Below are 25,093 nucleotides of genomic sequence, written 5' to 3' on the forward strand. Positions count from 1 at the left end.
GTCCACCAGCGGTCACGCCGTAATGTCGGCTTCATGTTTCGCGCTCTCGATAAAGAATGCAATGTTTTCCGCATTGGCCAGTGCCCGGTTCGGCGCGAACTCGGCCAGCACCCGCGCGGCCAGTGCGCCATAGGCCGTGCGGCCATTGAAGTTTTTTGGATCGCTGGTTGCTGCAGGTAGCGCGATGGTCTGATCCTTTGCATGTGCTGTGTTGCGCAGATGCGCCACCTCATGCAGTTGCACCTCCATCCGGTTCTGGTCCACGGGAGCCGTGTTGCTGAATGCACTGAAGAAGAGGCCATACTGGCAGCCGATGTTGATGCACTCCATCTGGAACTCCGCCTGGGCTGGCACAAGTGGCCTGCCAGGATAGGTGGCCGGATGCACCCACGCCCCCGCCTCGAAGCCAAGCGCCCCCTTCACGACACGCTGCATGGACAGATGGCGGAAAAAGTCCCGCATCCCTTTCAGATAGGCATACACGTGATGACCCGCCGGGGCCGCAGCAAGCGACCCATGCAGCGTTTCAGGCGAGGCAACCGTATTGGGATCGACGCCAAACCAGTAGATGAAGTTTTCCCACAGCTTTGTATGCTTGACGTTGTGAATATCGTGGGTGGTCGCGTATTCGCGCACAATGACCGGCATCGCGGCAGGCGGCGACGGCAGTACCGCATTCGCGTCTTTCCAAGGTTCGAGCTGCTTTAGCCGCTTTTCGATCAGTTTCAGCCCCGTGTTCCAGCTGCTGCGGATTTCCTGTTCGAAGGCTTCTTCCGAAAGATGCACGTCGGTCGCCAGGCATTCGCGCATCTGCGCCAGAAATCCGACCGGATGGTAATGCCAGTTTTTGGCATCCATTTTTCCCGGCAAGGGCGTCAGGCCGGGACCACTCACCCCATCTGTATCAACCCGCGCTTCGGTCCAGAACTGCTGCCTTTCGGCGTCCTGCAGGAACGCATTGAACTGCGCATCGGTGAGTTGCGGCAGCGGCGGATGCCCGCCCGTCTTCAGCTTCTGGTAGCGCGTTACGGCATGGTCCTTGTCCCACTCGGTATGGAAGCGCACGGCGGTGTTGCGCAGGATCGCATCGACACCCTCGCTATGCAGATCATTCAGGTTCAGGGCTACTGGAAGCTTGCATGCGGCATTGAGGATCTGCTGCATCACCGCATCATCGTCCTCGACGAAAGCGTCATCGGTGGTATTCAGTTCCTTGTCTTCGTACGCCTGCCAGCCACGTGCGATCCAGTCGCTGTCGGTGGTCAGCGTCACCCAGGCGTTATTCACAAAGTCGCGACCGTCTGCCGTTGCGTGAGCCTGCGAGGCATAGGCGTAGTAACTGGTTCCGCTAAGGTCGTACAGCTTGAAGCAAACATTCTTGGCTGGAATATCTGTCGGGTTGCCATCCTTTCTAACCGGAATCGCTGATACAAAGCATGATCCAGCGGGAAACTGGATGATGTCGGGAGTTGCCGGAACGCCGTCATGAATGAGCCTATCCCTTGCGAGGTCCGCATTCCTCGTCAACCAAACCTTCCCCATGCCATCGCTCCTGCTGCCGTCGACATAGTCCTGATGCGACGTGGCGGGATTCACGATACCCGGCGGTTCAAGTGACTTCATCGGTTTCAGCAGTCCCTTGTCGGTGGTAAAAATCTCGAAATGGAAGCTGTCCGGCAGCGCGCCGGACTGGCTGTCGGTTTTCTCCGCATAGCCGATCACTTCACCGGCACGCACCGGATGGCTGATCACCTTCACGGTGTCGAGCGTGCGCCACTTCCGCTCTGATGGATGGCATGCATACAGCGCGAAGATCGGATAGCTGAGCCTGACCTTCGCGGACACCGCCAGCGGTTTTGCCGGGTCCAGGTCGAGATACATGTGCTCCACCCAGCCCTCGACCGCACTGCCACTGTTGATATCCGTCGCGCGCACCTTCGCCATCCGGTGGGCATCGCCGTTCACGGCCAGCACCGTCACCTCGTCGCCACGCAACGCACTGACCAGCAGGATGTTCTCGCCCGTCGTCACGAATGGCGGCAACAGGGCCTTGTCATGCAGTTGCCGCGCGGGCATCAGGTTTGCGAACAGTGAATAGAAATGCGCCCCCGTGTAGCGGTTCACCGGGTTCGCGCCATTGTTCTTCTCGCACTCGTGACGGATCAGCACGAAGCTGCCGCTGAACTGACGGAGTGGCGCCGGTTTCGACTTCGCCTTCGTCTTCGATGACGGCGCAGATGGGGCGCTACTCTTGATCAGCGCATCGAGCGCGCTTTCCGTGTAATCGGTGTCCAGGCGATACGCGACGATCGTTCCATCGGCCACGGCCCGCACCGGCTTCGTGCCCTTCAGGTGCACCCCGCCGTGCCAGAAGCGATTCGTGCCGACCGGGAACACGCCACCCGCCACGCTACGCGCCAGATCGAGGTATTTCTTCACAAGGGCGGGCGTGGTCAGCGCGGCCGACTTCGACTGCGTATAGGAGACGGGCTGAGGTGCACTGTAGTAAGGGTCGTCTTCGAACGGGAAAGTAATAATCATCGGCTGTCTTTTGTAGTTTCAGGTTCTCGGGAACATTCGAATACTGTTCGTCCGCGTTAGCCGGAAAACGAGAAGGATTCCAGATCGAATGGCAACCCTTTCACGCGCATCGGAGCGCAGGTCCAGCGCGTTCTTCACCCATCCTGTACTCGACTGGATTGGCCCCTTCAACGTGATCCGTACGGCCTCCAGCGTGATGCCGTTGCCGTCAAGCGTTATCGTCCCGGCAGGATCGGAAATCTTCGCCACGTCGCCGGCCTGGAGCTGGATCACCCGGCTCTTCACTCCAGCCAGTTGCCCCGCCTCCAGCCGATAATGTCCCTGCACTGTATGCTCGGCATGACAGCCAATCTCCACCAGATGGTCCGCCGTAATCTGGTCCTTGCGATGGTTCCCGACCTTCTCGATGCGGTCCTTGCCGACCTGCGACGTATGGTTGTGTCCGACTTCGAGAAACGCATCCTCACCGATGCGGTGACGCCGGTCATGGTGGATGTCCGCCTGTTCGTCGTGACCCACTGTCTCGGATCGATCGTGACCGATGGTGGTACTCTCGTTGTTCTCGATGGTCTTCATCCGGTCGTGCCGGACCGCGTGCGATTCGTCGTTCTCGACCTCGGTACGCATGTCGCGCTCGGCCTGCAACCACAGTTCTTCCGCACCTTTCCTGTCCTCGAAGCGGATCGCATTTGCGTTGCTATAGCCGCCGTCCTTCGACGAGCGCGTGAGGATACCGCTCTGTGTCGCGTTGCCGGGCAGGTCCCACGGCGGCATCGTCTTCGCGTTGTAGACGCGCCCTATCACGATGGGCCGGTCAGGGTCGCCGTTCTCGAAGTCGACGATCACTTCGGTGCCGACACGCGGAATGTGGATGCCGCCGAAGTTGCTGCCCGCCCACGGATACGACACGCGTATCCAGCATGACGAGGTGTGGTCCTTTGAACCGTGACGGTCCCAGTGAAAGCTCAATTTCACACGGCCATACTGATCGGTCCAGATTTCCTGCCCGGCGGGGCCAGTCACGATGGCCGTCTGCGGGCCGGTGGTACGCGGCTTCGCGTACTTCCGCTCGGGCCGGAAAACCGTCGTGGCGGGCTGCACGTCAAAGGTCGTGGCGATGCGGTAGTGCGCCGCGCTACCGCTGGACTCACCAACCTCTTCGGCCTCCAGTTTCGCGCGCAGCACCAGGTATTCGCGGTTCGCACTTGCCTGCGGGTAGCCCGCGAGCGTGAAGGTCGTGCCGCACACCACATCGCGCACGTTGCCGCTGCCGCGTGCGCGCTCGCCCTGCGCGTACAGTTCCTCCATGCGCACGCGCGCGAACTGCTCGCCGTCCTCCGGTTCGGTATAGTCGCCCGGCCATTCGTAGCGTTCGAGCTGGTTGTGCGCGGTGTCCTGTGGCAGTTCGTTCTGCGCCTGAAGCTGCGCCTTCGGCTTCTTGAAGTGGTAGTCGTTCGTGGTCCAGATGCGACGAGCACCATACGGTGGAAGGTGTCCGAGTGCTCGATGAACCAGTAGATGCCGTTCTCGGCCATCAGGCGCTGGGCGAAATGGAGGTCCGTCTCGCTATACTGGACCGGGTAGTCGAGCACCGGATACGTGCCGCCCAGACGCAGGTCGTACGAATACATGTACGCCCCGAAGATCGCTTCGAGGATATCCACCACCGTCTTGCGCTGGTAGATACGGAAGTCAGAACGCAAGGCCATAAGGGCGGGCCAAGGTTGCAGGAGCACACGGTAGCGGTACTGGCGGTTGAGCTGGCCGACGAAGCCCGCCTCCATCACGAGGCCGCTGATCTCACGGGTGCCCGCCCCGATATCCGCCCTGCCCGCGAGCCCGGTTTGGCCGGCTGAAAACGTACCCATTCCATCAAGCTGGATTGCGACCGTGAGTTCGGTGCCGGCCAGCGCCTTGAGGTTGATCGCGGATGCTTCCGCATCGGGCATATCCAGTTGCGTGGTCAGGAAGAGTTCGTACTCGTAGACCGTCGAGAGTGATTCCTCACCCCTGATTGCACTCAGCAATAACGCGGGGGTGCCATCGAGCAATACGGGCAGTGCGGGACCGCTTATCGTAAGCGTGCGCCTTTGCAGAAACGTCAGCATAACTAACTTGACTCCCGTCTAGATTTCGCATGGATTGAACCGCAATCGGCTCGCGGGCAATATCAGAAGAATTCGAAAATTGCCCGGACGGGCGAAAGATATGCCGCCTGCATCGGGAGGCGGGCAATAAAAAACGGCGGGCGCATTCAATTGCGCCCGCCGTTTTTCTATTGATTAAAACGTATGAAGCCTCTACGACTGCATGCCCCAACGCTGCACCGTATGCCGTTCGAGCACGCGGAAGATCAGGTTCTCGACAGCGAGGCCAATCAGGATCACCGTGAACAGGCCCGCGAATACATTGGCGATGTCGAGCAGGTTCTTGTTCTCGTAGATGAACCAGCCGAGGCCGCCCGAACCCGAACTGACGCCGAACACCAGTTCCGCCGCGATCAGCGTGCGCCATGCGAAAGCCCAGCCGATCTTCAGGCCCGTCAGGATGCTCGGAAACGCAGCGGGCACGAGTATCTTCGCGACGTAAGCGCCGCCGCGCAGTCCGTAATTGCGGCCCACCATCTTGAGCGTATTGCTGACGGAGAGAAAGCCCGAGTGCGTATTCAATGCAACGGACCACGTGACGGAATGCACCAGCACGAAGATCAGGCTGCCGTTGCCCAGCCCGAACCAGATCAACGCGAGCGGCAGCAGCGCGATCGCGGGCAGCGGGTTGAGCATCGACGTCATCGTTTCGAGAAAGTCGGTGCCGATGCGCGATGTGATCGCGGCCGCCGTCAGCAGTGATGCGAGCACCACGCCGCATACATAGCCCATCAGCAGTACGTGAATGGATGCCCACGCCTTGCCGGGCAGTTCGCCGCTCGCAATGCTGCGGAACAACGCTTCGACGGTCGCTGTGAAGGTCGGGAACAGCAGCGGATTGTTCAGCCAGCGTGCGTACGCTTCCCAGATGATCGCGAGCACGGCGAGAATCATCGCCTTGCGCAGCCATCCCTGGTTATAGAGCCGCTCGAAAGCCGACAACGGTTTCTCGACCACGCTGAAATGCGCGGCGTCGCTCGGCTCGCGGATGATTTCGGCGCGCGGCGTGCGTGTGCCGGCATCGCGCCGCGTCGAATGAACGGTTGCTGCGCCAGGTGCAGTAGCTTCAGACATTCTCGGCCTCTTCGATCTCGTCTTCGAACAGCATGTGCTGGATGCGTTTTTCGAGCGTGGCAGGCGTTTCGCCGGCGGCTGCCGTGTCGAGTTCCGCCTTGACCTGGCCCGGATGCGGCGACAGCAGCAGAATCCGGCTGCCGACCTTGATCGCCTCCGGAATCGAGTGCGTGACGAACAGCACGGTGAAATGCGTGTCCTGCCACAGCGCGAGCAGTTCGTCCTGCATCTTGCGGCGCGTGAGCGCGTCGAGCGCGGCGAACGGTTCGTCCATCAGCAGGATGTCGGGCTCCATCGCCATGCCGCGCGCGATCGCGACGCGCTGCTTCATGCCGCCCGACAGCGTGTGCGGATGACTGTCGGCGAATTTCGTGAGGTTGACCTTGTCGATGTAATGCATCGCGCGCTCTTCCGCTTCACGTCCCGACAAGCGATGCGACGCCTGCAGCGGAAACATCACGTTCTGCTTGACCGTTTTCCACGGCAGCAACTGGTCGAATTCCTGAAACACCATCATCCGGTCGGGGCCGGGCCTCGTGACGGTCTTGCCCTTCAGCGTGATCGTGCCTTCCGTCGGCGGCAGATAGCCGCCGACGCTCTTGAGCAGCGTCGATTTTCCGCAGCCGGACGGACCGAGCAGCACGAAGCGGTCGCCTTCGAATACCTTGAAGTCGACACGGTAAGTGGCCATCACGAGATGCTTCGGCGTCTTGTATTGCAACGTGACGCCGCTGACATCGAGCAATGGTCCGCCATCATGCGATCGCGTATCGGATCTGGCTGCTGCGCGCGTACGTGACATCGTCAGCTCCCTTGCAGCGATTGAACGGTCGGAAAGAACATGTCTTTCCACGAAGCGGGCTTCGCCTTGATGAGACCGGTGCGTGCCATGAAGTCCGCGTATTTGACGGTGTTTTCCGGCGTCGTCGTAAAGGCGACGTCGGGCGACGAGATCATCTTCTCGATGTCCGCGACATTGCTCTTGTCCTTGCTGATGCGCAGATACGCGAGCGCCGCCGCGTGCTTGTCCTTGTTGATCTGCGCTTGCGCTTCGTCGAGCGCGGCCATGAACGCCTGTACGAGCTTCGGGTTCTGCTGGTAGAACTTCGACGTGCACCACACGAGATTGAACGTCGATTTGCCGCCGAGCACGTCATACGAATTGACGACGGTGCGCACGCCGCCGTGCGCAAGTTCCTGTTCCTGGAAAGGCGGCGAGCCGAAATGTGCCGTCACTTCGCTATTGCCCGACAGCAACGCCTGTTGCGCGTCGGGATGCGCGAGCGACACTGTGTATTTATCCAGCTGCCCCTGATTGCCCGCGCCGAATGCTTTTTCCGCGGCCATCTGCAGCGTGATCGCCTGAATCGACACCTTCGCTGCGGGCAGCGCGATCTTGTCCTTGCTGCTGAAATCCTTCAGCGTCTTCACAGCGGGATTGCGTGTGTTCAACAGCAGCGGCATCGAATTGATGGCGGCGAGCGCCTTCACTTCGACGGGCGTGCCGTGTGTGCGCGCCCACAGCAGCACAAGCGGTGCGACGCCGCCCGACGCGATCTGCAGCGAGTCGGACAGCAGTGCATCGTTCATCACGTTGCCGCCCGCGAATTCGACCCACGACACTTTAAGGTTCGGCATGCCGAGTTGCGCCGCGTGCTTTTCGAGCAGCTTCTGATCCTGGATGATCATCAGCGGCAAATAGCTGACGCCGTATTGCCGCGCGATGCGGATCTCGGAGAGTTCGGCGCGCGCGGGCGCGCTTGCGAGCATCGCGCACAGCGCGAGCAGCGTTGAGAAGAAAACGACAAGTCTGCGGAGGCTCATTGCGGGTCACTCCTTGTAGTTGCCGTGCGTGAGAAAACACGGCGGGGCGGTCGGATAGTGCGAGTGCGCGACAGGCAATCGTGCGCACCGGGCAAGCCGGTACGCACGCGCGACGGAATCAAACGATGGCGAACCGCGCGCAGACAGACGCGCGGCAATGCGGACGTGGCCCTTGACGATGGAACGGATGTGCGGGACGACGATGAGGCAGGGTACGCATCGCGAGTGTCTCCTTGTGTTCCGTTCGTTCGCGCCGCGAAGCGTTGCATGGCGGCGCACGACTGGAACCCGGTACCTTGATGGTCTGTTGTCGGGCACCGTGCACGCGGTGCGTTAAGTGCCTTGTGATTTAACTCATCTGTATGAGTGTCGAGTGTAGGTGATGCCCTTGCCGATTGCAACTGCGGGAAAACGTGAAAAAGGGACGTGCTGGCACGTCCCTTTTGTCGTGTGATTGCTGAACGCTTTAAAGCGTGTAGTGCATGCGGTTACAGCGGTTCTTCGTGCGAAGCGGACGGCCCGACGTATTCGTAGCGCGCGGTGTTCACATGGGAAATGCGCACCTCGACGGGCGCGTGATGATACGAGTACGCGACCCGCCGCACTTCGAGCAGCGGCGTGCCGTGCGGCACTTCGAGCAGCTTGCTTTCGGCGTCGTCGGCCGTGGCGACGCGCAGGCGCTCTTCCGTCCCGACGACGTTGATGTGGAAGGAATCCTGATAGAAGTTGTACAGCGTGCTCGGTCGTTCGCGCAGCGCCGCTTCCGTCAGCCCCGGAAAACGCGCTTCGGCGACGGCGATGTTGTCGATCATCACCGTTTCGCCGTGCAGCGCCAGCCGGTTGACGAACGTGAAGACGCGCGCGTTCGGCTCGGTGCCGAGCATCGCGGCGATTTCGCGCGTCGCCTTGGCCTTCCTGAAGGACACGAGGCTCACGGTCGGGTAGGTCTTGTCGCCGTCCTGGCGCACGATGCGGAAAAAGCGGAAGAAGTGCCGGTCGCGCTGATGCTGTGAGACGAAAGTGCCGAGCCCTTGATGGCGCACGAGGATGTTGTCCGCGACGAGTTCGTCGATTGCCTTGCGCAGCGTGCCGATCGAAACGCCGAAGCGTTCCGCGAGACGCTTTTCCGACGGTATCGCCTCGCCGCCTTTCCATTCCTGCGCGGAAAGCGCCGCGAGCATCGCGTTCTTCACTTCCTTGTAGCGTGTGCCGCCGATGGTGGGCGTGCCCATGGTGCCGCTGGCGCTGTTCGAGCCGATCGTCAACGTATTCATGGCTGTGTCCTCTCGTGCATGGTGCTTCGTCGGTGCGTTGTTGTTGCTTGTGCAGCGGACAATGCCGCTCTTCTCGCTTCTTTGCAAATTATTCTACTTCATCCGGCTCATCAAACACATATAGATGATCTGGTTGACATATGGATGAGTGCTGCCTAAGATGGTTTGCACGGAGACGAAACACAACCTGTCAACCAGACTGGAGACAAACGATGAGCTACACGGCAGCAGGTGGGTCGCAAACGGGTTCTGGAGCTTCCGGCAACCCATCGCAGGAGCGCAGGACGATTCATATCGTGCTGCACGAAGCGAAAGACACCGTTGGTGTCGCGGTCGTCGAAGGCATCAAGGCGGGCACGCAGCTGAATGCGTGGATCATGGACGACGACGAAGTCATCACCGTCTCCGCGAAGCAGGACATTCCCATCGGTCACAAGGTGGCGCTCAAGGACATGGCCGTGGGCGACACTGTCTACAAGTACGGCGTCGATATCGGCAAGGTGGTGCAGCCCATCAAGGCGGGCGAGCACGCTCACGTGCACAACATCAAGACGAAACGCTGGTAAGGCGGCGCGAGGGGCATGCGTCCCCACGCACGCGTCCCTTTTTGGCACCAGCCACTCCCTCACTGAACAGAGACCGATCAAAGAGACCCACCATGAGCGTGATTGACCAGAACACTACTTTCCACGGCTATCGCCGTTCGAATGGACGCGTCGGCGTGCGCAACCATGTGATCATTCTGCCCGTCGACGATCTGTCGAATGCGGCCGCGCAAGCCGTCGAAAACAACATCAAAGGCACGATGGCGCTGCCGCATCCGTATGGCCGCCTGCAATTCGGCGCGGACCTCGACCTGCATTTCCGCACGCTGATCGGCGCGGGCTGCAACCCGAACGTCGCGGCCGTCGTCGTGATCGGCATCGAGGAAGGCTGGACCAAGCGCGTCGTCGACGGCATCGCGCAGTCGGGCAAGCCGGTGATGGGCTTCGGCATCGAGCTGCACGGCGACCATGACACGATCATGCGCGCGTCGAAAGCGGCGAAGGAGATGGTGCAGTACGCGACGTCGCTCGAACGTGAAGCGTGCCCGATCTCGGACCTGTGGGTATCGACCAAATGCGGCGAATCGGATACCACGTCGGGCTGTGGCGCGAATCCGACTGTCGGCAATGCGTTCGACAAGCTCTATGGCCTCGGCACCACGCTCGTGTTCGGCGAGACGTCGGAGCTGACGGGCGGCGAGCAGCTCGTCGCGGCGCGCTGTGCGAACGATCAGGTGCGCGAGCGCTTCCAGTTCATGTTCGACCGTTACCAGGACATGATCAACCGCTGGAAGACGGATGATCTGTCGGAGTCGCAGCCGACCAAGGGCAACATCGCGGGCGGCCTGACGACGATCGAAGAGAAGGCGCTGGGCAACATCCAGAAGATCGGCAAGAAGTGCCGCGTCGACGGCGTGCTCGACAAGGCGGAGATGCCGACGCATTCGGGCCTGTGGTTCATGGACTCATCGTCGGCGGCGGCGGAAATGGTTACGTTGTGCGCGGCCTCCGGCTTCGCCGTGCATTTCTTCCCGACGGGGCAGGGCAATGTGATCGGCAACCCGATCGTGCCCGTCATCAAGATCTGCGCGAACCCGCGCACCGTGCGCACGATGAGCGAGCATATCGACGTCGACGTATCGGGCCTATTGCAGCGCGAACAGAATCTCGATCAGGCAGGCGACAAACTGCTGGAGTCGATGCTCGCCACGGCGAATGGCCGCTGGACATCGGCCGAGGCGCTGGGACATCGCGAGTTCGTGCTGACGCGTCTGTTCGAAAGCGCCTGATCTGCCTGATCGCCAACCAGGCATTGTCCCCATGAAGCCCGCCCGCTTTTGCCGAGTGCGGCGGGCTTTGCGAACGCAGTTTCGCTACAGCGCGCGCTCCGTGCGGCACCGGCCACAGAAGAACATCAGGCCGACGCACGATGCGTGACGCTGTTCACTTCAAGCAGCAGCGAGTGGAGGAGACACCATCTTGCGCGTGCTCAAACATCTTTATGTGCAGGTTCTGATCGGCCTTGCGGCCGGAATTCTCGTCGGCTATTTCTCGCCGGATCTCGGCGTGCAGATGAAGCCGTTCGGCGACACGTTCATCCGCCTCATCAAAATGCTGATCACGCTGGTGATCTTCTGCACCGTGTCGGTGGGCATCGCGCGGATGGAAAATCTCAAGCACGTCGGCCGTGTCGGTCTGAAGACGATTTTCTACTTCGAAGCAGTGACGACGCTCGCGCTCGTCATCGGTCTCATCGTCGCGAACGTGCTGCATCCGGGCGAAGGATTGAACATCGACCCGAAGACGCTCGACGCGCACGCCGTCAGTCACTACGTGGCGGAAGTGCATACGGCGGCGTCGCAGAGCTTTCTCGAAGAGATCGTGCCGAACTCCGTGGTCGGCGCGTTCGCGCGCGGCAACCTGTTGCAGGTGCTGCTGTTCTCGGTGCTGTTCGGTATCGCGCTGTCGATCATGTCGCGCCGCAGCCGCTTCCTGTCGCGCGTGATCGAGCAGTGCGGCGAAGCGCTGATGAAGATCGTCGAGATGATCATGCGGCTCGCGCCGCTCGGCGCATTCGGCGCGATGGCGTTCACGGTCGGCAGATACGGCATCGGCACGTTGCAGCAACTGGGCCTGCTGATCGTCTGCTTCTATCTGACGAGCATCGTGTTCATCGTGCTCGTGCTGGGCTCGATCTGCCACTGGACGGGCGTCGGCTTGTGGCCGCTGCTCAAGTACCTGCGCGAAGAACTGCTGATCGTGCTCGGCACGTCGACGACGGAATCGGTGCTGCCGCGGCTGATGGAAAAGCTCGAGCGCCTCGGCTGCCCGAAGCCCGTCGTCGGCCTCGTGCTGCCGACAGGCTACTCGTTCAACCTCGACGGCGCGGCGATCTATCTGACGATGACATCGCTCTTCATCGCGCAGGCCACCAATACGCATCTGTCGCTACTTCAGCAGATCGGCCTGCTCGCGATCCTGATGGTGACGTCGAAGGGCGGCGCGGGCGTCGCGGGCGCGGCGCTCGTCGCGCTGACGGCGACGCTGTCGACGCACGACATCATCCCCGTCGCGGGCATCACGCTGATCATCGGCATCGACCGCGTGCTCAACGAGATTCGCGCGATCGTCAATATGATCGGCAACGCGGTGGCGACGCTCGTGGTCGCGCGCTGGGAAGGTGCGTTCGATGCCGAAGCCGCGCGCAAGATCCTCGCCGAGCCGCTCGCCATAAGCAGCGTGGACGAAGAAGCCGAAACGGCCGAAAAGATCAGCGAAAGAACGCCCGCCTATGCACAGGAGCGCTCGAATTGAAGAACGATCGCAAGAAAGTCGTCGTTAGCGAGTTTATCGACGCGTCCGCCGTCGAAGCGCTGCAGCAACATTTCGACGTGCATGCGAACGCATCGCTCGTCGATCATCCCGACACGTTGCGCAGCCAACTCGCCGATGCAGATGCGCTGATCGTGCGCAACCGCACGCAGGTCACGCAGGCGTTGCTCGATGGCGCGCCGAAACTGGTGGCCGTCGGGCGCCTGGGCGTCGGGCTCGACAATATCGATCTCGCAGCGTGCACGCAGCGCGGCGTGCAGGTGCTGCCCGCGACGGGCGCGAATGCGCGCGCCGTCGCCGAGTATGTGATCGCGACGGCGTTGATGCTGCTGCGCGGCGCGTATCTGTCGAGCGCTTCGGTGGCGGCGGGCGAATGGCCGCGCACCGCGCTGTCGAACGGACGCGAAGCGGCGGGCAGCACATTGGCCGTGATCGGCTTCGGCGGGATCGGGCAGCTCGTCGCGCAACTGGCGCGCGCGCTCGGCATGCGGGTGGCGGGCTACGATCCGCAGCAGCCGGCGAGCGCCGCGTGCTGGAAAGAGACGGGCGCGCAATGCCTGACATTCGACGACGCGTTGCGCGCGGCGGATGTCGTGTCGGTTCACGTTCCGCTCGTCGACAGCACGCGCAATCTGCTCGGCGCCGCGCAACTGTCGATGCTCAAGCCGCACGCCGTGGTGATCAATACGTCGCGCGGCGGCGTGATCGACGAAAGCGCGCTCGCCGATGCGCTGAAGCACGGGCGCCTCGGCGGCGCGGCCCTCGATGTGTTCGCCGACGAGCCGCTCAAGGCGGGCTCGCCGCTCGCGGGCGCGCCGAACCTGATCTTGACGCCGCATATCGCGGGACTCACAGTGCAATCGAACGAACGCGTCAGCACGCTCGTGGCGGCGCGCGTGACGCAGGCGCTGCTCGAAGGCGAGCGTGGTTCACAACGACGGGAAGGAGTTTCGACATGACGCGTGTTTTATCCGGCGACCTGTACGCGCTCGCCACGCGCGCAATGCTGGCTGCGGGCGCGACGCAGCAGACGGCCTCGGCGACGGCGCGCGCGCTCGTCTACGCGGACGAGCGCGGGCTGTCTTCGCACGGCGTCGCGCGTCTGCCGATGTACGTCGCGCAGTTGCGCAACGGCCGCGTCGATCCGCAGGCGCAGGCGTTCATCGCGAATGCGCGCAACGCGGCCGTGCTGATCGACGCCGCCGACGGCATGGCGTTTCCGGCCTGCGAGCTCGCGATCGAAACGTTGATTGGCCGCGCGCACGAGCATGGCAGCGCGGTCGCGAGCGTGCGGCGCAGTCATCATTTCGGCGTCGGCGCATATCACCTCGAAGCGCTCGGCGCGGCGGGCCTGGTGGGGCTCGCGTTCAGCAATGCACCCGCTGCGATGCCCGCGTGGGGCGGACGTCATTCGCTGTTCGGCACGAATCCGATTGCGGCTGTATTTCCGCGCCGCGATGGAGCGCCGCTGCTGATCGACCTGTCGCTGTCGAACGTCGCGCGCGGCAAGATCATGGTCGCGGCGCGCGAGGGCAAGCCGATTCCCGAAGGCTGGGCGACGACGCGCGACGGCTCGCCGACCACCGACGCAAAGGCCGCGCTCGACGGCATGATGCTGCCGTTCGGCGGCGCGAAAGGCGCGATGCTAGCGCTGATGGTTGAACTGCTCGTGGCAGCGCTTGCGGGCGCGAATTTCGGCTACGAGGCGGGCTCGTTCCTGACGGAAGAGGGCGAGAAATCGCAGATCGGCCATCTGTTCTGGGCGATCGATCCGGGCGCGCTGGCGGGCAGTGAAGCGTACCTGTCGAGAGTGGAGGCACTGATCGCCGCGATGCTTCAGGATGCGGACGTGCGCTTGCCAGGTGAGCGCCGGCGCAGTCTCGCCGATGCGGCCGCGCGCGACGGGATCGAGATTCCCGATGCGCTTCACGCGCAGCTTGTGGGGCTGGCGGGGTAGTGGTTCTGGTTGTGCCGTGTTTTGTGCTCTGTATTGTGTCGTGCGCGATCGGTTCGATCGCGCAGTGCTTCACGGCATTGCCGGTCCGGCACAGCAGCGTGACCGTGCCGGACTGATGTCAACGGAGTTGGCTGGCTACCACCAGACGCCAAGCGCTCGTATTCCGGCCGGCTTCTGAATCAGCATGGCGATCTCAGGCGGAAGCGGCGCAGAAACTGTGTTGATAGCCGAGCTCACAGCGGGTGTCAGCTTGTAGCTTGCATCGAGCGCGGCCGGTCCGTCGAGGAAGAAGCCATGCATTTCCTGACCGGTATCGCTGCTGAAAGCGCGCAATGTCGTATAGACGGCAGGGTTCACGTTGATTTGCCCACGTGACCACACGGCGACCCAGGTAGGAGCATTGACCAACGACCGCTGATAGACGTTGTTGTCGGGGGTGGTCTTGAGTTGCGCGGCCGTGTACTGATGCGAGTAGTCCTCCATACAGATCAGGCAGTTGCCGGAGCCGCCGGTAATGACGTTGTTGTGGACATTGGTCGGCCCTGTGATCCACGTCATGTCAGGAGGCGTCGCCACGTTCGGACGCAAATCCTTCTGGCTGGATGATGTTGCCGTGGCCCAACGCCGGGTATCCATCACGATGTTGAGATTGCGCTCGCTGGTAGTCGTGCTGTTCTTTGCAAGCGTGTTGTTCCAGATATCGACGTCACTCGTGTTGATGACCTTGATGCCGCTCCCGCCATTCGAGACGACCAGGTTGTTGACGAACTGCGCCGTGTCCGAGATTTCGGTATCAAGGCCATGCCCGGCGTTGCCGATCGAGTCGTTGCTCAATATCTTGATGTCATACGACGATTCATCGAACCACAAGCCCGTACCGAGATTTCTGAGGAACACGCTGTCGCTCACGACTACATGGCGTGAATGCGATGTCTTGAAGCCGCCTGCTACGGGCGACATGTTGAAGTGTTCCTGATTGTTCGCCACCGCGAGCAACCCCTGCATGCGCAGTCCATCAGTCCGGTTTCCGCCAACGCCAAGCAGACCGCTACGTGCGACGGTCACGTTCTGCACCGTCGCGTTGGCATTGCCGACGAACAGTCCTGTCGTCGCGTTGTCGAGGACGGCGACGTTCCTGAAGGTCACGCCGGAACCCAGAAGCTGGACAGCGCCCATATCCGGCACGGACGGTGCGTAACGCCGGACACCGAAGCCCTGGAACGTGCTGCCCGTGCTGTTGTCGGTGATGGCGACCTGGATATCACTGGCGCGCACTACGTGTCCCGTCGGATCGGCTCCGAGATAAAGCTTCGCGCCGGTCTCGTCGTAGAAAAAGCTGCCGGGCGTCACCTGGCCGAGTGACGCAACCTGAGTCTGTGCCACACCATCCACCCACACCTGATCCGGATGCGCTGCCATTGGATAAGCCGGGTTGATAAATTGCCCGCTGCCCGTACCATCGGCTGCGCCGCGGGTGAAAGTCGGATCATGCGAGAACACATGGTTCCAGCCCGCAGCCCATACGTACTTCGATGCCGAACTGGTACGCGTCCAGGCGCTCACAACGGAACTGCCTTCGAGCCATACCGTTTCGCGCGGGTAGGCCTGGATCGTTACCTGCCGGTTCGTCGTGATGCGTTCGTGATAAGAGCCTGCGCGCAGCACGATCGTTGCGCCCGCAGAAGCTTTGTTGACGGCCTGCTGTATCGTGGCAAGAGGTGCCGCAAGCGTGCCCGCCGCCGTGTCCGATCCGCTCGGCGAAACATAGATGACGGCGCCTGAAGGCACCGCATATGCGGCCGTTCCGACGCGTACAGAGCCGGCGCCCGTATTACGCACGCCCGTCATGTCGATGAGCGGTTCGGGATCGGGAGCCGAACTGGCAACCGCTGCCAATGCCGCACTCTTCGCCGTTGCGGCGCTGGCGGCATCGGCGATGTCGGTGCCGCTGTCGCCTCCGCAGCCAGCGAGACTGAAAACCATTGCGACCGTGACAACGGCCGCCATACCAGCTTTACGACAACACGATTCAAGTATCATGATTTTTCGTTCCTTTCCGATTGGGGCAGAAATTTAGTTCGGCATACTGAATGACAGGTTGCTGCGATTCGGGATTGTGAGCGTGAATCCATTTGAAGTCTGTAGTACGGCTCTGTCATCCAGCCGTATGCGACGTGTACGAACTAGACCCTGCGATTCGCGGATCGCGTTGTGGTGGGCGGTCGTCAGCAACGGCTTTCCCCATCCCCCGAAATCGGCTAGTCTGAGTGTCCCCGACACACCCTCGTCGGCAGCCGTGACATCGTCTTGCAAAGCGTCAGCTAATTGTCACGTCGACTCCGTCACCGGTCCTTAATGCGTAACTTTCGTAGGAGAGCGTTCCATGGACGTACAGCAACTCGTTTCCGAATTTCTTGCGTCTGAGCATGGCAATCAGGCCGCGCAGGCTCTCGCGGAGCAGGGCGTGAGTCCCGCCGATGCGCAGCAGATGCTGGGTCAGGTGGCCGAGACGGCGCATGCGCATGTCGAAGAGCAGAGCGCCGGTCTGATGGGGGAGCATCCGGGCAAGAGCTTCTTTGCGGCATTCGCGGCCGGCCTCGTCAGAGGCGATGGTTTTTTCAAGTCGATCGAGGAAGGCGGCGAAGGCATCCTGACTGGCCGCGTCGCGGAGTCGCTCGCGCAGAGGATGGGAATCGATCCGGCTGTCGCGTCGACGGTCGCGGCTGCCGCGACGCCGTACGTGGTCGCGTTCCTGAAGGAAAAACTCGGCTGAGATGATTGTGCAAACCATCCGCAATCAGTGACCGGGGCCGCGAGTTGAACCGCGCGGTGGGCGGGGATGCTCACCGCAATCCGCAGCAATGCGCAACGGGGGATTTGCCGAGGTATCGTTTTCGCAACACGTGCGATAAGACACACAAGTGCCTATCTTATTTTTGATAGCCTAGAGCCGTGGTGAACAGGAACAGTGCGCGCGCGTTTCATGCCGCAAAAGCACAACTGCGAAGAGGAGGGCTCCACGATGCTGCAATGGCTGATCCGCTGGGCGTCACATCACTCTGCTGCCCCTGAAAGACAGGCCGAACGTGCGCTGCATGACCTTCGGATGGAACTCTACCAGGCCGAGCAACGTGTCCTCGACGCGCAGATGCAGGCGGACTATTACCGCTCGCGTATCGCGTTCTGCGAGGAAGTGCAGAAGAAAGGCATCGAACAGGTCTCTGACGACCGGCGCGGGCACCAGGAAGTACCGCCGTCGTTGCGGCCTGCGGGGTTGAAACTCACGGCGGCGCAGTAGCGCGTGCAGTGCGCGGAACGAAGATCGCGGTCGGTTGCGGCGCGTAGCTCTGCGGCCGGTCCGCGGTTCGCCCGCGGTTGGACAACCCATCGACGATTCATCGATAACCTGTCGACATCCAACCGTTCAGACGACGCCGCTGAACGAGACCGCAAGCGCAAGTCCGATATTGACGGCAGTGAGGATGATCCAGCCGGCGAATACGAGCGCAGGTCCGAAACGAGACATGATGTTCTCCACTCACGGCTTCGACGGCTCTTCAACCGAGTCGGTCGACCGCGTTACCATGTCCGAATCGTAGACCTCGAGTCGCTGCTTCAGTAGAGGCACATCGCAACACTCACCGTTTCCGTAGCGGCATCAATTGCAGAGACGATCGCCACGGCACGGACGGCTTTCATGCCTGATGCTCGCGCTCAGGACATTCCGTATAAAAATCTTCGAAGCAAAGCAGATTGAGCGCCCGGATCTGCTCGGTCATGAAATCAACGAACACGCGGATGCGTGATGGCAGATGCTGTCGGCAGAGGTAGCAGATGTAGTGGCCGCGATCGTCCGGCACATGCCGCTTCAAAGCCATCACGAGTTCGTGCCGCGCGATGTGATCGCATATCTGGTAGCCGGGCATTTGCGCGATGCCATGTCCGTCGAGGACCGCGCGCAATACCAGGTCCACGTCATTGAAAGTCAGTCTGGCCGTCGGCAGAAACTTTCGCATAAGGCCGTCGACCTTGAATTCCCATTCGAACACGCGCCCGCTGGAGAAGCGAAAGTTGATGCACTCATGCTGGCCCAGTTCTTCGAGCGTCGACGGCAGCCCCCGCTTTTCGGCGTAGAGAGGGGACGCGCAGAGCACCATCTGCATCGGAATCAGCTGTTTCGCGATGATGCTGGAGTCCTCGATGCGCCCGTCGCGAAACGCGACATCGATCTGTTCGGCGGCGAAATCCGTAGGCCGGTCATCGAGAAGCAGATCGACTGCGATATCCGGGTAGGCTTCGGTGAACGTGGAAATCAGCGGCGCAACCACCTTGCGCCCGAATCCCACCGTCGAGCTGATGCGAAGCAAGCCGCGCGGCGGGCCGTGGCGAAGATCCAGCATGTCGTTCATCGCCTCGACGATATGGGTCACGCCCCGGTTGCAGTTCTCGAAGAACCGCTCGCCCTCGCGCGTCAGATGGGTCGTTCGCGTCGTCCGCAGAAAGAGGCGCGTGCTGAGTTGCGTTTCGAGCTTCTGGACATTGCGGCTGACGGCGGAGCGCCCGATCCCCAATCGCTCGCCCGCCTTGGCGAAGCTTCCTTCCGTGGCGACGGCCATGAACGAGATGATGCCCGCGTAGCTCGTCGCAAAACAGGTCGACAAGGCGTCAGCGGGATTGGGCAGGCCAACGCGAAAACCATGCTGCGGTATATCCGGTTGATCCATTGAGGGCTCCGACTGTGGGCACCGGCATCGCTGAGCCGTCGGGGGTGCCTGTTTGTATTTGGGTATCGGGAGTTTTCGCGCAGCCGCAGCAATTCGGCGCGGCTTTCGGCTGGCTTTCGTAGTGTAGGACACGTTGAAGAGATGCGGTACAGCGTTCTGGCGGCCGTCTTGTCGATTGACGCCGCACGGGAAACACCGTGAGGCCGTGGAGGGCTCTACCGCCTCGGTCCGCGCTCGCCTAGCATGTTGGTTGCGCCGTCAGGACACCTTGTTCCGCAACGGACGCGTCCAGGCGAAAAACATGCAGAAGGCCGACGCCAGCTATACGATCGTTCGTTTTGCTCAAATCGACGAAGGCGGGCGCGGATTCGCCGATACCGGGGCAGAAGCCAATCCGGTACGCTTGTCTGCTGAAAATCAGAGCGCTTGTCGCCGAGCCAGGGGGCAACATGGACAACGAAAAAGACAACGAGGAACTGCAGGCTCCTCCGCTTTCGCTGCTCGACCGGTATCGGGGCCGGGATTTCGCGCCGCTGTACACGACGACCGTCACGGTTTCCGGCGGCGAGACGGGACACGGCCGCGCATCCGGCGTGGCCCGTTCGGATGACGGGAATCTCGTCGTGGATCTGCGGCTGCCGACGGAACTCGGCGGCCCCGGCAACGGAACGAATCCCGAGCAGCTATTCGCAGCAGGCTTTGCCGCGTGCTTTCATGGCGCGCTGAATCTGCTCGGAAAGCGCGCGAAGCTGGAGCTGGACGATACGGCCGTCGAGGTGCAGGTCGCGTTCGGCCGCGATCCGATGGACGGCGGCTACGCATTGGTCATCGATGTCCGCGTGCGGATGCCGGGCGTCGAGCGGGCCGTGGCGGAAGAGATGGTGCGAAATGCCGAGCGCCTGTGTCCCTACGCGAAGATGGCCCGCCAGGGAACCGTCAATGTCGTGGCCGTCATCGACTGACGCGGGATGCCTATTCGCGCGCGAGCGCGCGGCGTTTCAGGGTTATGACGAGGCCCTCGAAGGCGCCATAGTCTGATCGCCATCGCGTTGCAGCACCGCCTCGCCGTGTTCGACGTAGGCCCGCAGCAGATGATGCGCGATCGCAAACGGCTTCGGCGCGGACAGTCCGTTCGCATGCGTGCCCGCCAGCATCGCGGCGACTTCCGCGCGCGTGAACCAGCGCGCGTCTTCGAGCTCCGCCTCGTCGATGACGATCTCCGTGTCGGCGGCCCGCGCAAAGCAGCCGATCATCATCGACGAAGGAAACGGCCACGGCTGCGACGCGAAGTAGACGACCTGCGCGCACGTCACGTGGGCTTCCTCCAGCACTTCGCGGCGCACGGCATCTTCGACGGTTTCGCCCGGCTCGACGAAACCCGCGAGTGCCGAATACATGCCCGGCGCAAACTGGCGCTGGCGTCCGAGCAGGCACCGCTCGCCGTCGACCGCCAGCATGATCACGACGGGATCGACGCGCGGAAAGTGACGCGTCCCGCATGCGTCGCATACACGCTGCCAGCCTGCCGCCGCCGAACGGCTGGCCGCGCCACAGTTCGCGCAGAAGCTGTGGCGGCGATGCCAGTCGAGCATCGACTTCGCCTGGCCCAGCATGCCGACCAGCTCAGGCGCAACGAGGCCCCGCATCGCGATCGAGCGCAGATCGATACGCTCGTGCAGCACGCCTTGCGTCTGCCCTTCACCGGGCTCCAGGCCGAGCGTGAAGCCGAGCGCGAAGCGGCCGCTGCCGTCGTCGTGCTGCCCCAGAAACACGCTTTGCAGCGGCTCGCCGAATGCAGCCACTTCACCGGCGAGAAACCACGCATCCTGTTCGTCGCCGCGCTTGAGCAAGGGGACGTCGCCATCGAAGACGAAAAAGCGCGCGGCGGGATCGCTGCGCAGGCGTTCGATGAAGGCGTCGTCGTCGCGCTTGTCGGAGCGGCGGTCGAGCGGGTTCAGGTTGAAGCCGATGGAAGCGGAAGGGGCGGTCATCGCATTGACGTGTGAAGAGGACGGTTCGCAAGTATGGCACGGCATGTCGTACTTTTCTGCGGCGCATGTCCGCGCGGCGCAACCCTTACAGCACGCCGGGCTCGTGCGCCGACGGACTCCCGACGCCCGCCGCCGCGAGCGCCTCGTGCAGCGTTTCGAATATGTTCGAATTGCCGATCGTCTGCGTGATGCCGTGCCGGTCCATATCGGAGCGCAGATAGCGGTTCACCCGTCCGAACAGCACGCCGATCCGCCGCTCGTGCAGGTTGTCGATCAGATCGTTCAACGTGCGCGCGGCGGAATAGTCGAGATCGGTGATCGCGCCCGCATCGACGACGAACCAGTGCAGCGGACCCGGCGCCGCGTCGATCAGCCGCGAGACTTCGGCAGTGAAGAAGTGATCGTTCGCGAAGAACAAATCCGAGCCGAAGCGGTACACGATCAGCCCGGGCGCCGTCATCGTTCCCGGCTGCGCGGGCACGGGCAGCCAGCGTCCCGTCGAGGGCGCGGGCTCCAGCACCATCGTATGCGGACGGTAGCTGTGCCGCACGTGCCGCATCAGCGACAGCGCAACGGCGAGCAGAATGCCGTGCTCGACGCCCACCATCACGACGGCGGCCGCCGTGACGAGCGCCAGCGTGAACTCGCCGGGACTCTCGCTGCGGATCGCTATCAGGCTTTGCACGTTGATCATGCCGATCGCGATCGTGAACACGATGCCCGCCAGCACACAGTGCGGCAGATATTGCAGCCACGTGCTCAGGAACAGCAGCACGACCACGACTACGGCGGCGAACGCGAGTTGCCCGAGCTGGCTGCGCGTGCCGGCGCGTTCGGCCATCGCGGTCTGCGTCGGGCTGCCGTTGACGACGAACGTGCCGCTGAACGCAGCGGCTGCGTTCGCGGCGGCCAGCCCGAGGATGTCGGCGTTCGTGTCGACGTCTTCGTGATACTGCTGCGCGAACACGCGCGCCGCCGCGGCGCTTTGCGCGATGACCATCACGAAACACGATGCCGCGACGGGCACGAGATCGAGAAACTGCTGCCACGTGACGTCCGGAAAGCGCAGCGGCGGCAAGCCGCCCGCAAGCGGCCCCAGCACGGAGATGCCGTGAGACGCGAAGTCGAAGGTCTTGCTTGCCGCGATGCTGCCGACCACGACGACGAGCGGTATCGGCAAGCGCGGCGACAGCGCCTTCGAGCCGAGGATGGCCGCCACCACCAGTGCCGTGAGCGCCAGCGTCGGCAGATGCGCGAGAGCGAGATGGCCGATCACGTACGCGAACTGCGCGAGACTTCGCGACGAAGGATAGGGCACCGTCATGCCGAACATGTCGCCGAGCATCGCAATCGACACCTGAATGCCGACGCCCGTCAGAAAGCCGACCAGCACCGTGCGCGACAGGAAGTCGGCGAGAAAGCCGAGCTTGAAGATGCGCGCGAGCAGCAGCAGCGCTGCGGTGAGCAGCGCGACCGTGCCCGCCAGCGCCACATATTCGGCGCTGCCCATCGGCGCAAGCGCCGATGCGCGGCTCGCGAAGATCGTGGCCGTGGCCGAGTCGGCCGCCACCACGAGGTGACGCGACGCGCCGAAGAACGCGAACGCGACGAGCGGCACAAAGACGGTGTAAAGCCCCGTCACGGCAGGCATCCCGGCGATGCGCGCGTAGCCGAGCACCTGAGGAATGTCCATCGACGCGAGCGATATGCCCGCGAACACATCGCGCAACGCCCGGGTACGGTCGATGGGCAGCAGGCCTTTCAGAACGCTCAGGCGTGCGGGACTTTCAGTTGTATCGCGCATGCTCGACACCTTGTTGTTATAGGGTCCAACCGCGGGCCGCCGGTTCGACCAACCGCGGGTCCAACGGCCCGAGGCGCGTCGAACGCGTCGCGGGCCTGGTGATCGGCACTCAGGTGCTCGCAACGAGAAACGCCTCGCCCGTCGCCGGCCGCAGGTCATCCCGTCGATGCGAGAAATAGCGCTCGGTCAGGTCGGCCGTCGATACGTGCCGGGCCTGGCTGAAACCCGCTTCGCGCGCCATCGCCAGCATCTCGTCGGGGCTGAAGAAGCTGACGAACGGCGTGCCCGCCGCGCGCGCCCGTTCGTACACGGCCTGATGCTGCGCGCGTTCGGCGGCATCGATGAGTTCGAGCGGCAACAGGAAAGTCATCGCGAGCGTCGAGCCCGGCGCGAGCTTCGCAATCTGACGCAGCGTCGCGAGGTTCGCGTCGCGCGTGAGATACATCGACACGCCCGTCGATGCCACCACGGACGGCGCGCCCGCTTCGAAGCCCGCGCCCGACAGGCAGTCCCACCACGACTGGCCCGCTTCGAAGTCAACGGGCACGAGCCGTAGCCACGGCGGAATGCCGTAGCCGAGTTCGATCAGGCGCTGCCGCTTCCACGCTTCGGCTCCCGGACGATCCACTTCGAACACCCGCAGCCGCGACGCGATCTCCGGCTTGCGCTGCGCGAACGTATCGAGCCCCGCGCCGAGAATCACGTATTGCGACACGCCGTGGTTCGCCTCTTGCGTCACCAGGTCTTCGATGAAACGCGCGCGGGCGACGATCGATGCCCGATAGCCGCGCGTGCCCTGCGGGTCCATGTCGGGGCGGTTGCGCCAGCCTTCGTCGGGCGCGGCGAGGCGCAAGCCGATCTCGTCGACGAGCACGTGCGGCGGCGCATCGACCTGCACATGCATGGCCCGCCACAACGCGACGCGTACAGCGGTGCTGTCGGCCGCCACCGTCGGCTTGTCCTGCATGATCTTCTCCCTTCGAATAATCGAATGTCGACGACAAGACTGTAAAGCAATCGCATGCCTGCGGACAAAAGTAGGGATGGTGCGCAGCGCTATACTGTGGGCCCGACTACAGGACAGGTAGCCGGCATGGCGGTGCGCCCAATGCGCTCTTCATCACATGAGGCGTCCAGGGTTGCACGAGCCATCCGGCGACGACATATAAATTGGCAGATCACGATCTGAAGCGGCTCAAAATCGACCGGCCGGCCGTCGCTACGGGCGGCCGCCGGCGCAACTGGATCGGCTACGGGGCCGTCGCGCTGCTGCTTGCCGGCGCGCTCTTTGCCGGCCTGCGGCTCGCCGGGCCGCAGACCGTCGACACCACGACCGTGGTGTCCGCTTACCCTTCGCAAACCTACACGCTGCTCAACGCGACGGGCTACGTCGTGCCGCAGCGCAAGGCGGCCGTGGCGTCGAAGGCGCAAGGGCGGCTCGAATGGCTCGGCGTGCTCGAAGGCACGCGCGTCAAGCAGAACGAGGTGATCGCGCGGATCGAGAGCAATGACGTCGAGGCCGCACTCGCGCAGGCGAAGGCGCAGGTCAAGGTCGCGCAGGCCAATCTCGCGCTGCAGGAAGCGGAACTGAAGAACGCGGAAATCAATCTGCACCGCTCGGCGATCCTCGCGCCGAACGGCGCCATTCCCGCTACCCAGTACGACGCCGATCTCGCACGCTACGACAAGGCGAAGGCGTCGATCGACAATAGCCGCGCCGCAATCGTGTCGGCGCAGGCGAACGCGCAGGCTGCGCAGGTCTCCGTCGATCAGACGGTGATCCGCGCGCCGTTCGACGGCGTGGTGATCGAAAAGCACGCGAACGTCGGCGACAACATCACGCCGTTTTCGCAGGCGTCCGACAGCAAGGGTGCCGTCGTGACGATCGCCGACATGGCAACGCTCGAAGTCGAGGCCGACGTCGCCGAATCGAACATCGCGAAGATCACCGTCAACGAGCCGTGCGAGATCCAGCTCGACGCGCTGCCGGAGGTTCGCCTCGCGGGAAGCGTGTCGCGCATCGTGCCGACCGTCGACCGCTCGAAGGCGACCGTGCTCGTCAAGGTGCGTTTCGTCGATCGCGACGAACGCGTGCTGCCCGACATGAGCGCGAAGATTGCGTTCCTGTCGAAGCCCGTGCCGCCGCAGGACAGACAGCCGGTGGTCGCGGTGCAGCCGGCCGCCATCGTCGAGCGCGGCGGACGCAAGGTCGTGTTCGCTATCAGGGACGATGCCGTGCGCGAAGTGCCCGTCATGACGGGCGCGACGCTCGGCGAACTGGTCGCCGTCAGCGGAGTGCGTCCCGGCGACGTGCTCGTGCGCTCGCCCAACGAGCACATCAAGGACGGCGCGAAAGTCACCGTGGCGAAGAAGCCGTGAA

Annotated in this window: 20 protein-coding genes and 1 pseudogene; 9 read left to right on the plus strand and 12 right to left on the minus strand. The window is 62.8% G+C overall.

The window, feature by feature from the left end:
- Positions 1–12: 12 nt before the first annotated feature.
- The 7 genes and pseudogenes from GCT13_RS05325 to GCT13_RS05350 form a co-directional block, all read right to left on the minus strand.
- Positions 13–2,541 carry a hypothetical protein gene (locus GCT13_RS05325; RefSeq protein WP_152755701.1) on the minus strand — a complete coding sequence of 843 codons (2,529 nt, stop codon included), beginning with the start codon at positions 2,539–2,541 and terminating at the stop codon, positions 13–15.
- A gap of 18 nt (positions 2,542–2,559) precedes the next feature.
- A complete protein-coding gene (locus GCT13_RS51135) occupies positions 2,560–3,036 on the minus strand; it encodes a bacteriophage T4 gp5 trimerisation domain-containing protein (protein ID WP_407670753.1) in 477 nt (158 codons plus the stop codon).
- Positions 3,013–4,649: pseudogene (locus tag GCT13_RS05330) on the minus strand (type VI secretion system Vgr family protein); the annotation flags it as partial. The gene GCT13_RS51135 and the pseudogene GCT13_RS05330, both read right to left, overlap by 24 nt.
- Before the next feature lie 192 nt (positions 4,650–4,841).
- Positions 4,842–5,762 (minus strand): ABC transporter permease, encoded by a 921-nt coding sequence (locus GCT13_RS05335; protein ID WP_152755702.1) that lies wholly within the window; start codon positions 5,760–5,762, stop codon positions 4,842–4,844.
- A complete protein-coding gene (locus tag GCT13_RS05340) occupies positions 5,755–6,564 on the minus strand; it encodes an ABC transporter ATP-binding protein (protein WP_152755703.1) in 810 nt (269 codons plus the stop codon). The genes GCT13_RS05335 and GCT13_RS05340 overlap by 8 nt, the downstream gene beginning before the upstream one ends.
- A 2-nt stretch (positions 6,565–6,566) precedes the next feature.
- The gene (locus tag GCT13_RS05345) at positions 6,567–7,586 is read right to left on the minus strand and encodes an ABC transporter substrate-binding protein (RefSeq protein WP_152755704.1); all 1,020 of its coding nucleotides are present in this window, start codon (positions 7,584–7,586) and stop codon (positions 6,567–6,569) included.
- A 488-nt stretch (positions 7,587–8,074) separates the two neighbouring features.
- On the minus strand, positions 8,075–8,860 hold the full coding sequence (locus tag GCT13_RS05350) for a GntR family transcriptional regulator (RefSeq protein WP_227746724.1): 786 nt from the start codon (positions 8,858–8,860) through the stop codon (positions 8,075–8,077).
- Positions 8,861–9,156: 296 nt separating this feature from the next.
- Between GCT13_RS05350 and GCT13_RS05355 the strand changes: the two genes are divergently transcribed.
- From GCT13_RS05355 to GCT13_RS05375, 5 genes are all read left to right on the plus strand, one after another.
- Positions 9,157–9,426: a UxaA family hydrolase gene (locus GCT13_RS05355; protein ID WP_235851095.1), complete on the plus strand. Its 270-nt coding sequence runs from the start codon at positions 9,157–9,159 to the stop codon at positions 9,424–9,426.
- Between the two features lie 92 nt (positions 9,427–9,518).
- Positions 9,519–10,694 (plus strand): UxaA family hydrolase, encoded by a 1,176-nt coding sequence (locus tag GCT13_RS05360; protein ID WP_152755706.1) that lies wholly within the window; start codon positions 9,519–9,521, stop codon positions 10,692–10,694.
- Positions 10,695–10,884: 190 nt separating this feature from the next.
- Positions 10,885–12,219 carry a C4-dicarboxylate transporter DctA gene (gene dctA / locus GCT13_RS05365; RefSeq protein ID WP_227746725.1) on the plus strand — a complete coding sequence of 445 codons (1,335 nt, stop codon included), beginning with the start codon at positions 10,885–10,887 and terminating at the stop codon, positions 12,217–12,219.
- The gene (locus tag GCT13_RS05370; protein WP_152755707.1) at positions 12,216–13,196 is read left to right on the plus strand and encodes a hydroxyacid dehydrogenase; all 981 of its coding nucleotides are present in this window, start codon (positions 12,216–12,218) and stop codon (positions 13,194–13,196) included. The genes dctA and GCT13_RS05370 overlap by 4 nt, the downstream gene beginning before the upstream one ends.
- On the plus strand, positions 13,193–14,194 hold the full coding sequence (locus GCT13_RS05375; RefSeq protein WP_152755708.1) for an Ldh family oxidoreductase: 1,002 nt from the start codon (positions 13,193–13,195) through the stop codon (positions 14,192–14,194). The genes GCT13_RS05370 and GCT13_RS05375 overlap by 4 nt, the downstream gene beginning before the upstream one ends.
- A gap of 135 nt (positions 14,195–14,329) precedes the next feature.
- Here the strand turns inward: GCT13_RS05375 and GCT13_RS05380 are convergent, their stop codons facing one another.
- Positions 14,330–16,201 carry a right-handed parallel beta-helix repeat-containing protein gene (locus GCT13_RS05380; protein WP_193727579.1) on the minus strand — a complete coding sequence of 624 codons (1,872 nt, stop codon included), beginning with the start codon at positions 16,199–16,201 and terminating at the stop codon, positions 14,330–14,332.
- A 376-nt stretch (positions 16,202–16,577) separates the two neighbouring features.
- Between GCT13_RS05380 and GCT13_RS05385 the strand changes: the two genes are divergently transcribed.
- Positions 16,578–16,967, plus strand: a complete 390-nt coding sequence (locus GCT13_RS05385; RefSeq protein ID WP_152755710.1) for a hypothetical protein — start codon at positions 16,578–16,580, stop codon at positions 16,965–16,967.
- Between the two features lie 249 nt (positions 16,968–17,216).
- The gene (locus GCT13_RS05390) at positions 17,217–17,492 is read left to right on the plus strand and encodes a hypothetical protein (protein WP_152755711.1); all 276 of its coding nucleotides are present in this window, start codon (positions 17,217–17,219) and stop codon (positions 17,490–17,492) included.
- A gap of 397 nt (positions 17,493–17,889) precedes the next feature.
- Here GCT13_RS05390 and GCT13_RS05395 read toward each other — a convergent pair whose 3' ends face one another.
- Positions 17,890–18,918 (minus strand): LysR family transcriptional regulator, encoded by a 1,029-nt coding sequence (locus GCT13_RS05395; protein WP_152755712.1) that lies wholly within the window; start codon positions 18,916–18,918, stop codon positions 17,890–17,892.
- A gap of 449 nt (positions 18,919–19,367) precedes the next feature.
- Between GCT13_RS05395 and GCT13_RS05400 the strand changes: the two genes are divergently transcribed.
- Positions 19,368–19,880 carry an Ohr family peroxiredoxin gene (locus GCT13_RS05400; RefSeq protein WP_152755713.1) on the plus strand — a complete coding sequence of 171 codons (513 nt, stop codon included), beginning with the start codon at positions 19,368–19,370 and terminating at the stop codon, positions 19,878–19,880.
- Positions 19,881–19,922: 42 nt separating this feature from the next.
- Here GCT13_RS05400 and nudC read toward each other — a convergent pair whose 3' ends face one another.
- From nudC to GCT13_RS05415, 3 genes are all read right to left on the minus strand, one after another.
- Positions 19,923–20,909 carry an NAD(+) diphosphatase gene (gene nudC / locus GCT13_RS05405; RefSeq protein ID WP_152755714.1) on the minus strand — a complete coding sequence of 329 codons (987 nt, stop codon included), beginning with the start codon at positions 20,907–20,909 and terminating at the stop codon, positions 19,923–19,925.
- Between the two features lie 85 nt (positions 20,910–20,994).
- The gene (locus tag GCT13_RS05410; protein ID WP_152755715.1) at positions 20,995–22,713 is read right to left on the minus strand and encodes a SulP family inorganic anion transporter; all 1,719 of its coding nucleotides are present in this window, start codon (positions 22,711–22,713) and stop codon (positions 20,995–20,997) included.
- A 109-nt stretch (positions 22,714–22,822) separates the two neighbouring features.
- The gene (locus GCT13_RS05415; protein ID WP_152755716.1) at positions 22,823–23,680 is read right to left on the minus strand and encodes a class I SAM-dependent methyltransferase; all 858 of its coding nucleotides are present in this window, start codon (positions 23,678–23,680) and stop codon (positions 22,823–22,825) included.
- A 203-nt stretch (positions 23,681–23,883) separates the two neighbouring features.
- Here GCT13_RS05415 and GCT13_RS05420 point away from each other — a divergent pair, with 203 nt between their 5' ends.
- A complete protein-coding gene (locus GCT13_RS05420; protein WP_152755717.1) occupies positions 23,884–25,092 on the plus strand; it encodes an efflux RND transporter periplasmic adaptor subunit in 1,209 nt (402 codons plus the stop codon).
- Position 25,093 lies beyond the last annotated feature (1 nt).

The sequence above is a fragment of the Paraburkholderia franconis genome (genome assembly GCF_009362735.1).
Taxonomy (GTDB): Bacteria; Pseudomonadota; Gammaproteobacteria; order Burkholderiales; family Burkholderiaceae; genus Paraburkholderia; species Paraburkholderia franconis.

Excerpts from the sequence above, each read along its gene's own strand:
- GCT13_RS05325 (WP_152755701.1), bottom strand. The coding sequence starts at position 2,541 with ATGATTATTACTTTCCCGTTCGAAGACGACCCTTACTACAGTGCACCT.
- GCT13_RS05335 (WP_152755702.1), bottom strand. The coding sequence starts at position 5,762 with ATGTCTGAAGCTACTGCACCTGGCGCAGCAACCGTTCATTCGACGCGG.
- GCT13_RS05340 (WP_152755703.1), bottom strand. The coding sequence starts at position 6,564 with ATGTCACGTACGCGCGCAGCAGCCAGATCCGATACGCGATCGCATGAT.
- GCT13_RS05345 (WP_152755704.1), bottom strand. The coding sequence starts at position 7,586 with ATGAGCCTCCGCAGACTTGTCGTTTTCTTCTCAACGCTGCTCGCGCTG.
- GCT13_RS05350 (WP_227746724.1), bottom strand. The coding sequence starts at position 8,860 with ATGAATACGTTGACGATCGGCTCGAACAGCGCCAGCGGCACCATGGGC.
- GCT13_RS05360 (WP_152755706.1), top strand. The coding sequence starts at position 9,519 with ATGAGCGTGATTGACCAGAACACTACTTTCCACGGCTATCGCCGTTCG.
- GCT13_RS05375 (WP_152755708.1), top strand. The coding sequence starts at position 13,193 with ATGACGCGTGTTTTATCCGGCGACCTGTACGCGCTCGCCACGCGCGCA.
- GCT13_RS05380 (WP_193727579.1), bottom strand. The coding sequence starts at position 16,201 with ATGGCGGCCGTTGTCACGGTCGCAATGGTTTTCAGTCTCGCTGGCTGC.
- GCT13_RS05385 (WP_152755710.1), top strand. The coding sequence starts at position 16,578 with ATGGACGTACAGCAACTCGTTTCCGAATTTCTTGCGTCTGAGCATGGC.
- GCT13_RS05390 (WP_152755711.1), top strand. The coding sequence starts at position 17,217 with ATGCTGCAATGGCTGATCCGCTGGGCGTCACATCACTCTGCTGCCCCT.
- GCT13_RS05395 (WP_152755712.1), bottom strand. The coding sequence starts at position 18,918 with ATGGATCAACCGGATATACCGCAGCATGGTTTTCGCGTTGGCCTGCCC.
- GCT13_RS05400 (WP_152755713.1), top strand. The coding sequence starts at position 19,368 with ATGGACAACGAAAAAGACAACGAGGAACTGCAGGCTCCTCCGCTTTCG.
- nudC (WP_152755714.1), bottom strand. The coding sequence starts at position 20,909 with ATGACCGCCCCTTCCGCTTCCATCGGCTTCAACCTGAACCCGCTCGAC.
- GCT13_RS05410 (WP_152755715.1), bottom strand. The coding sequence starts at position 22,713 with ATGCGCGATACAACTGAAAGTCCCGCACGCCTGAGCGTTCTGAAAGGC.
- GCT13_RS05415 (WP_152755716.1), bottom strand. The coding sequence starts at position 23,680 with ATGCAGGACAAGCCGACGGTGGCGGCCGACAGCACCGCTGTACGCGTC.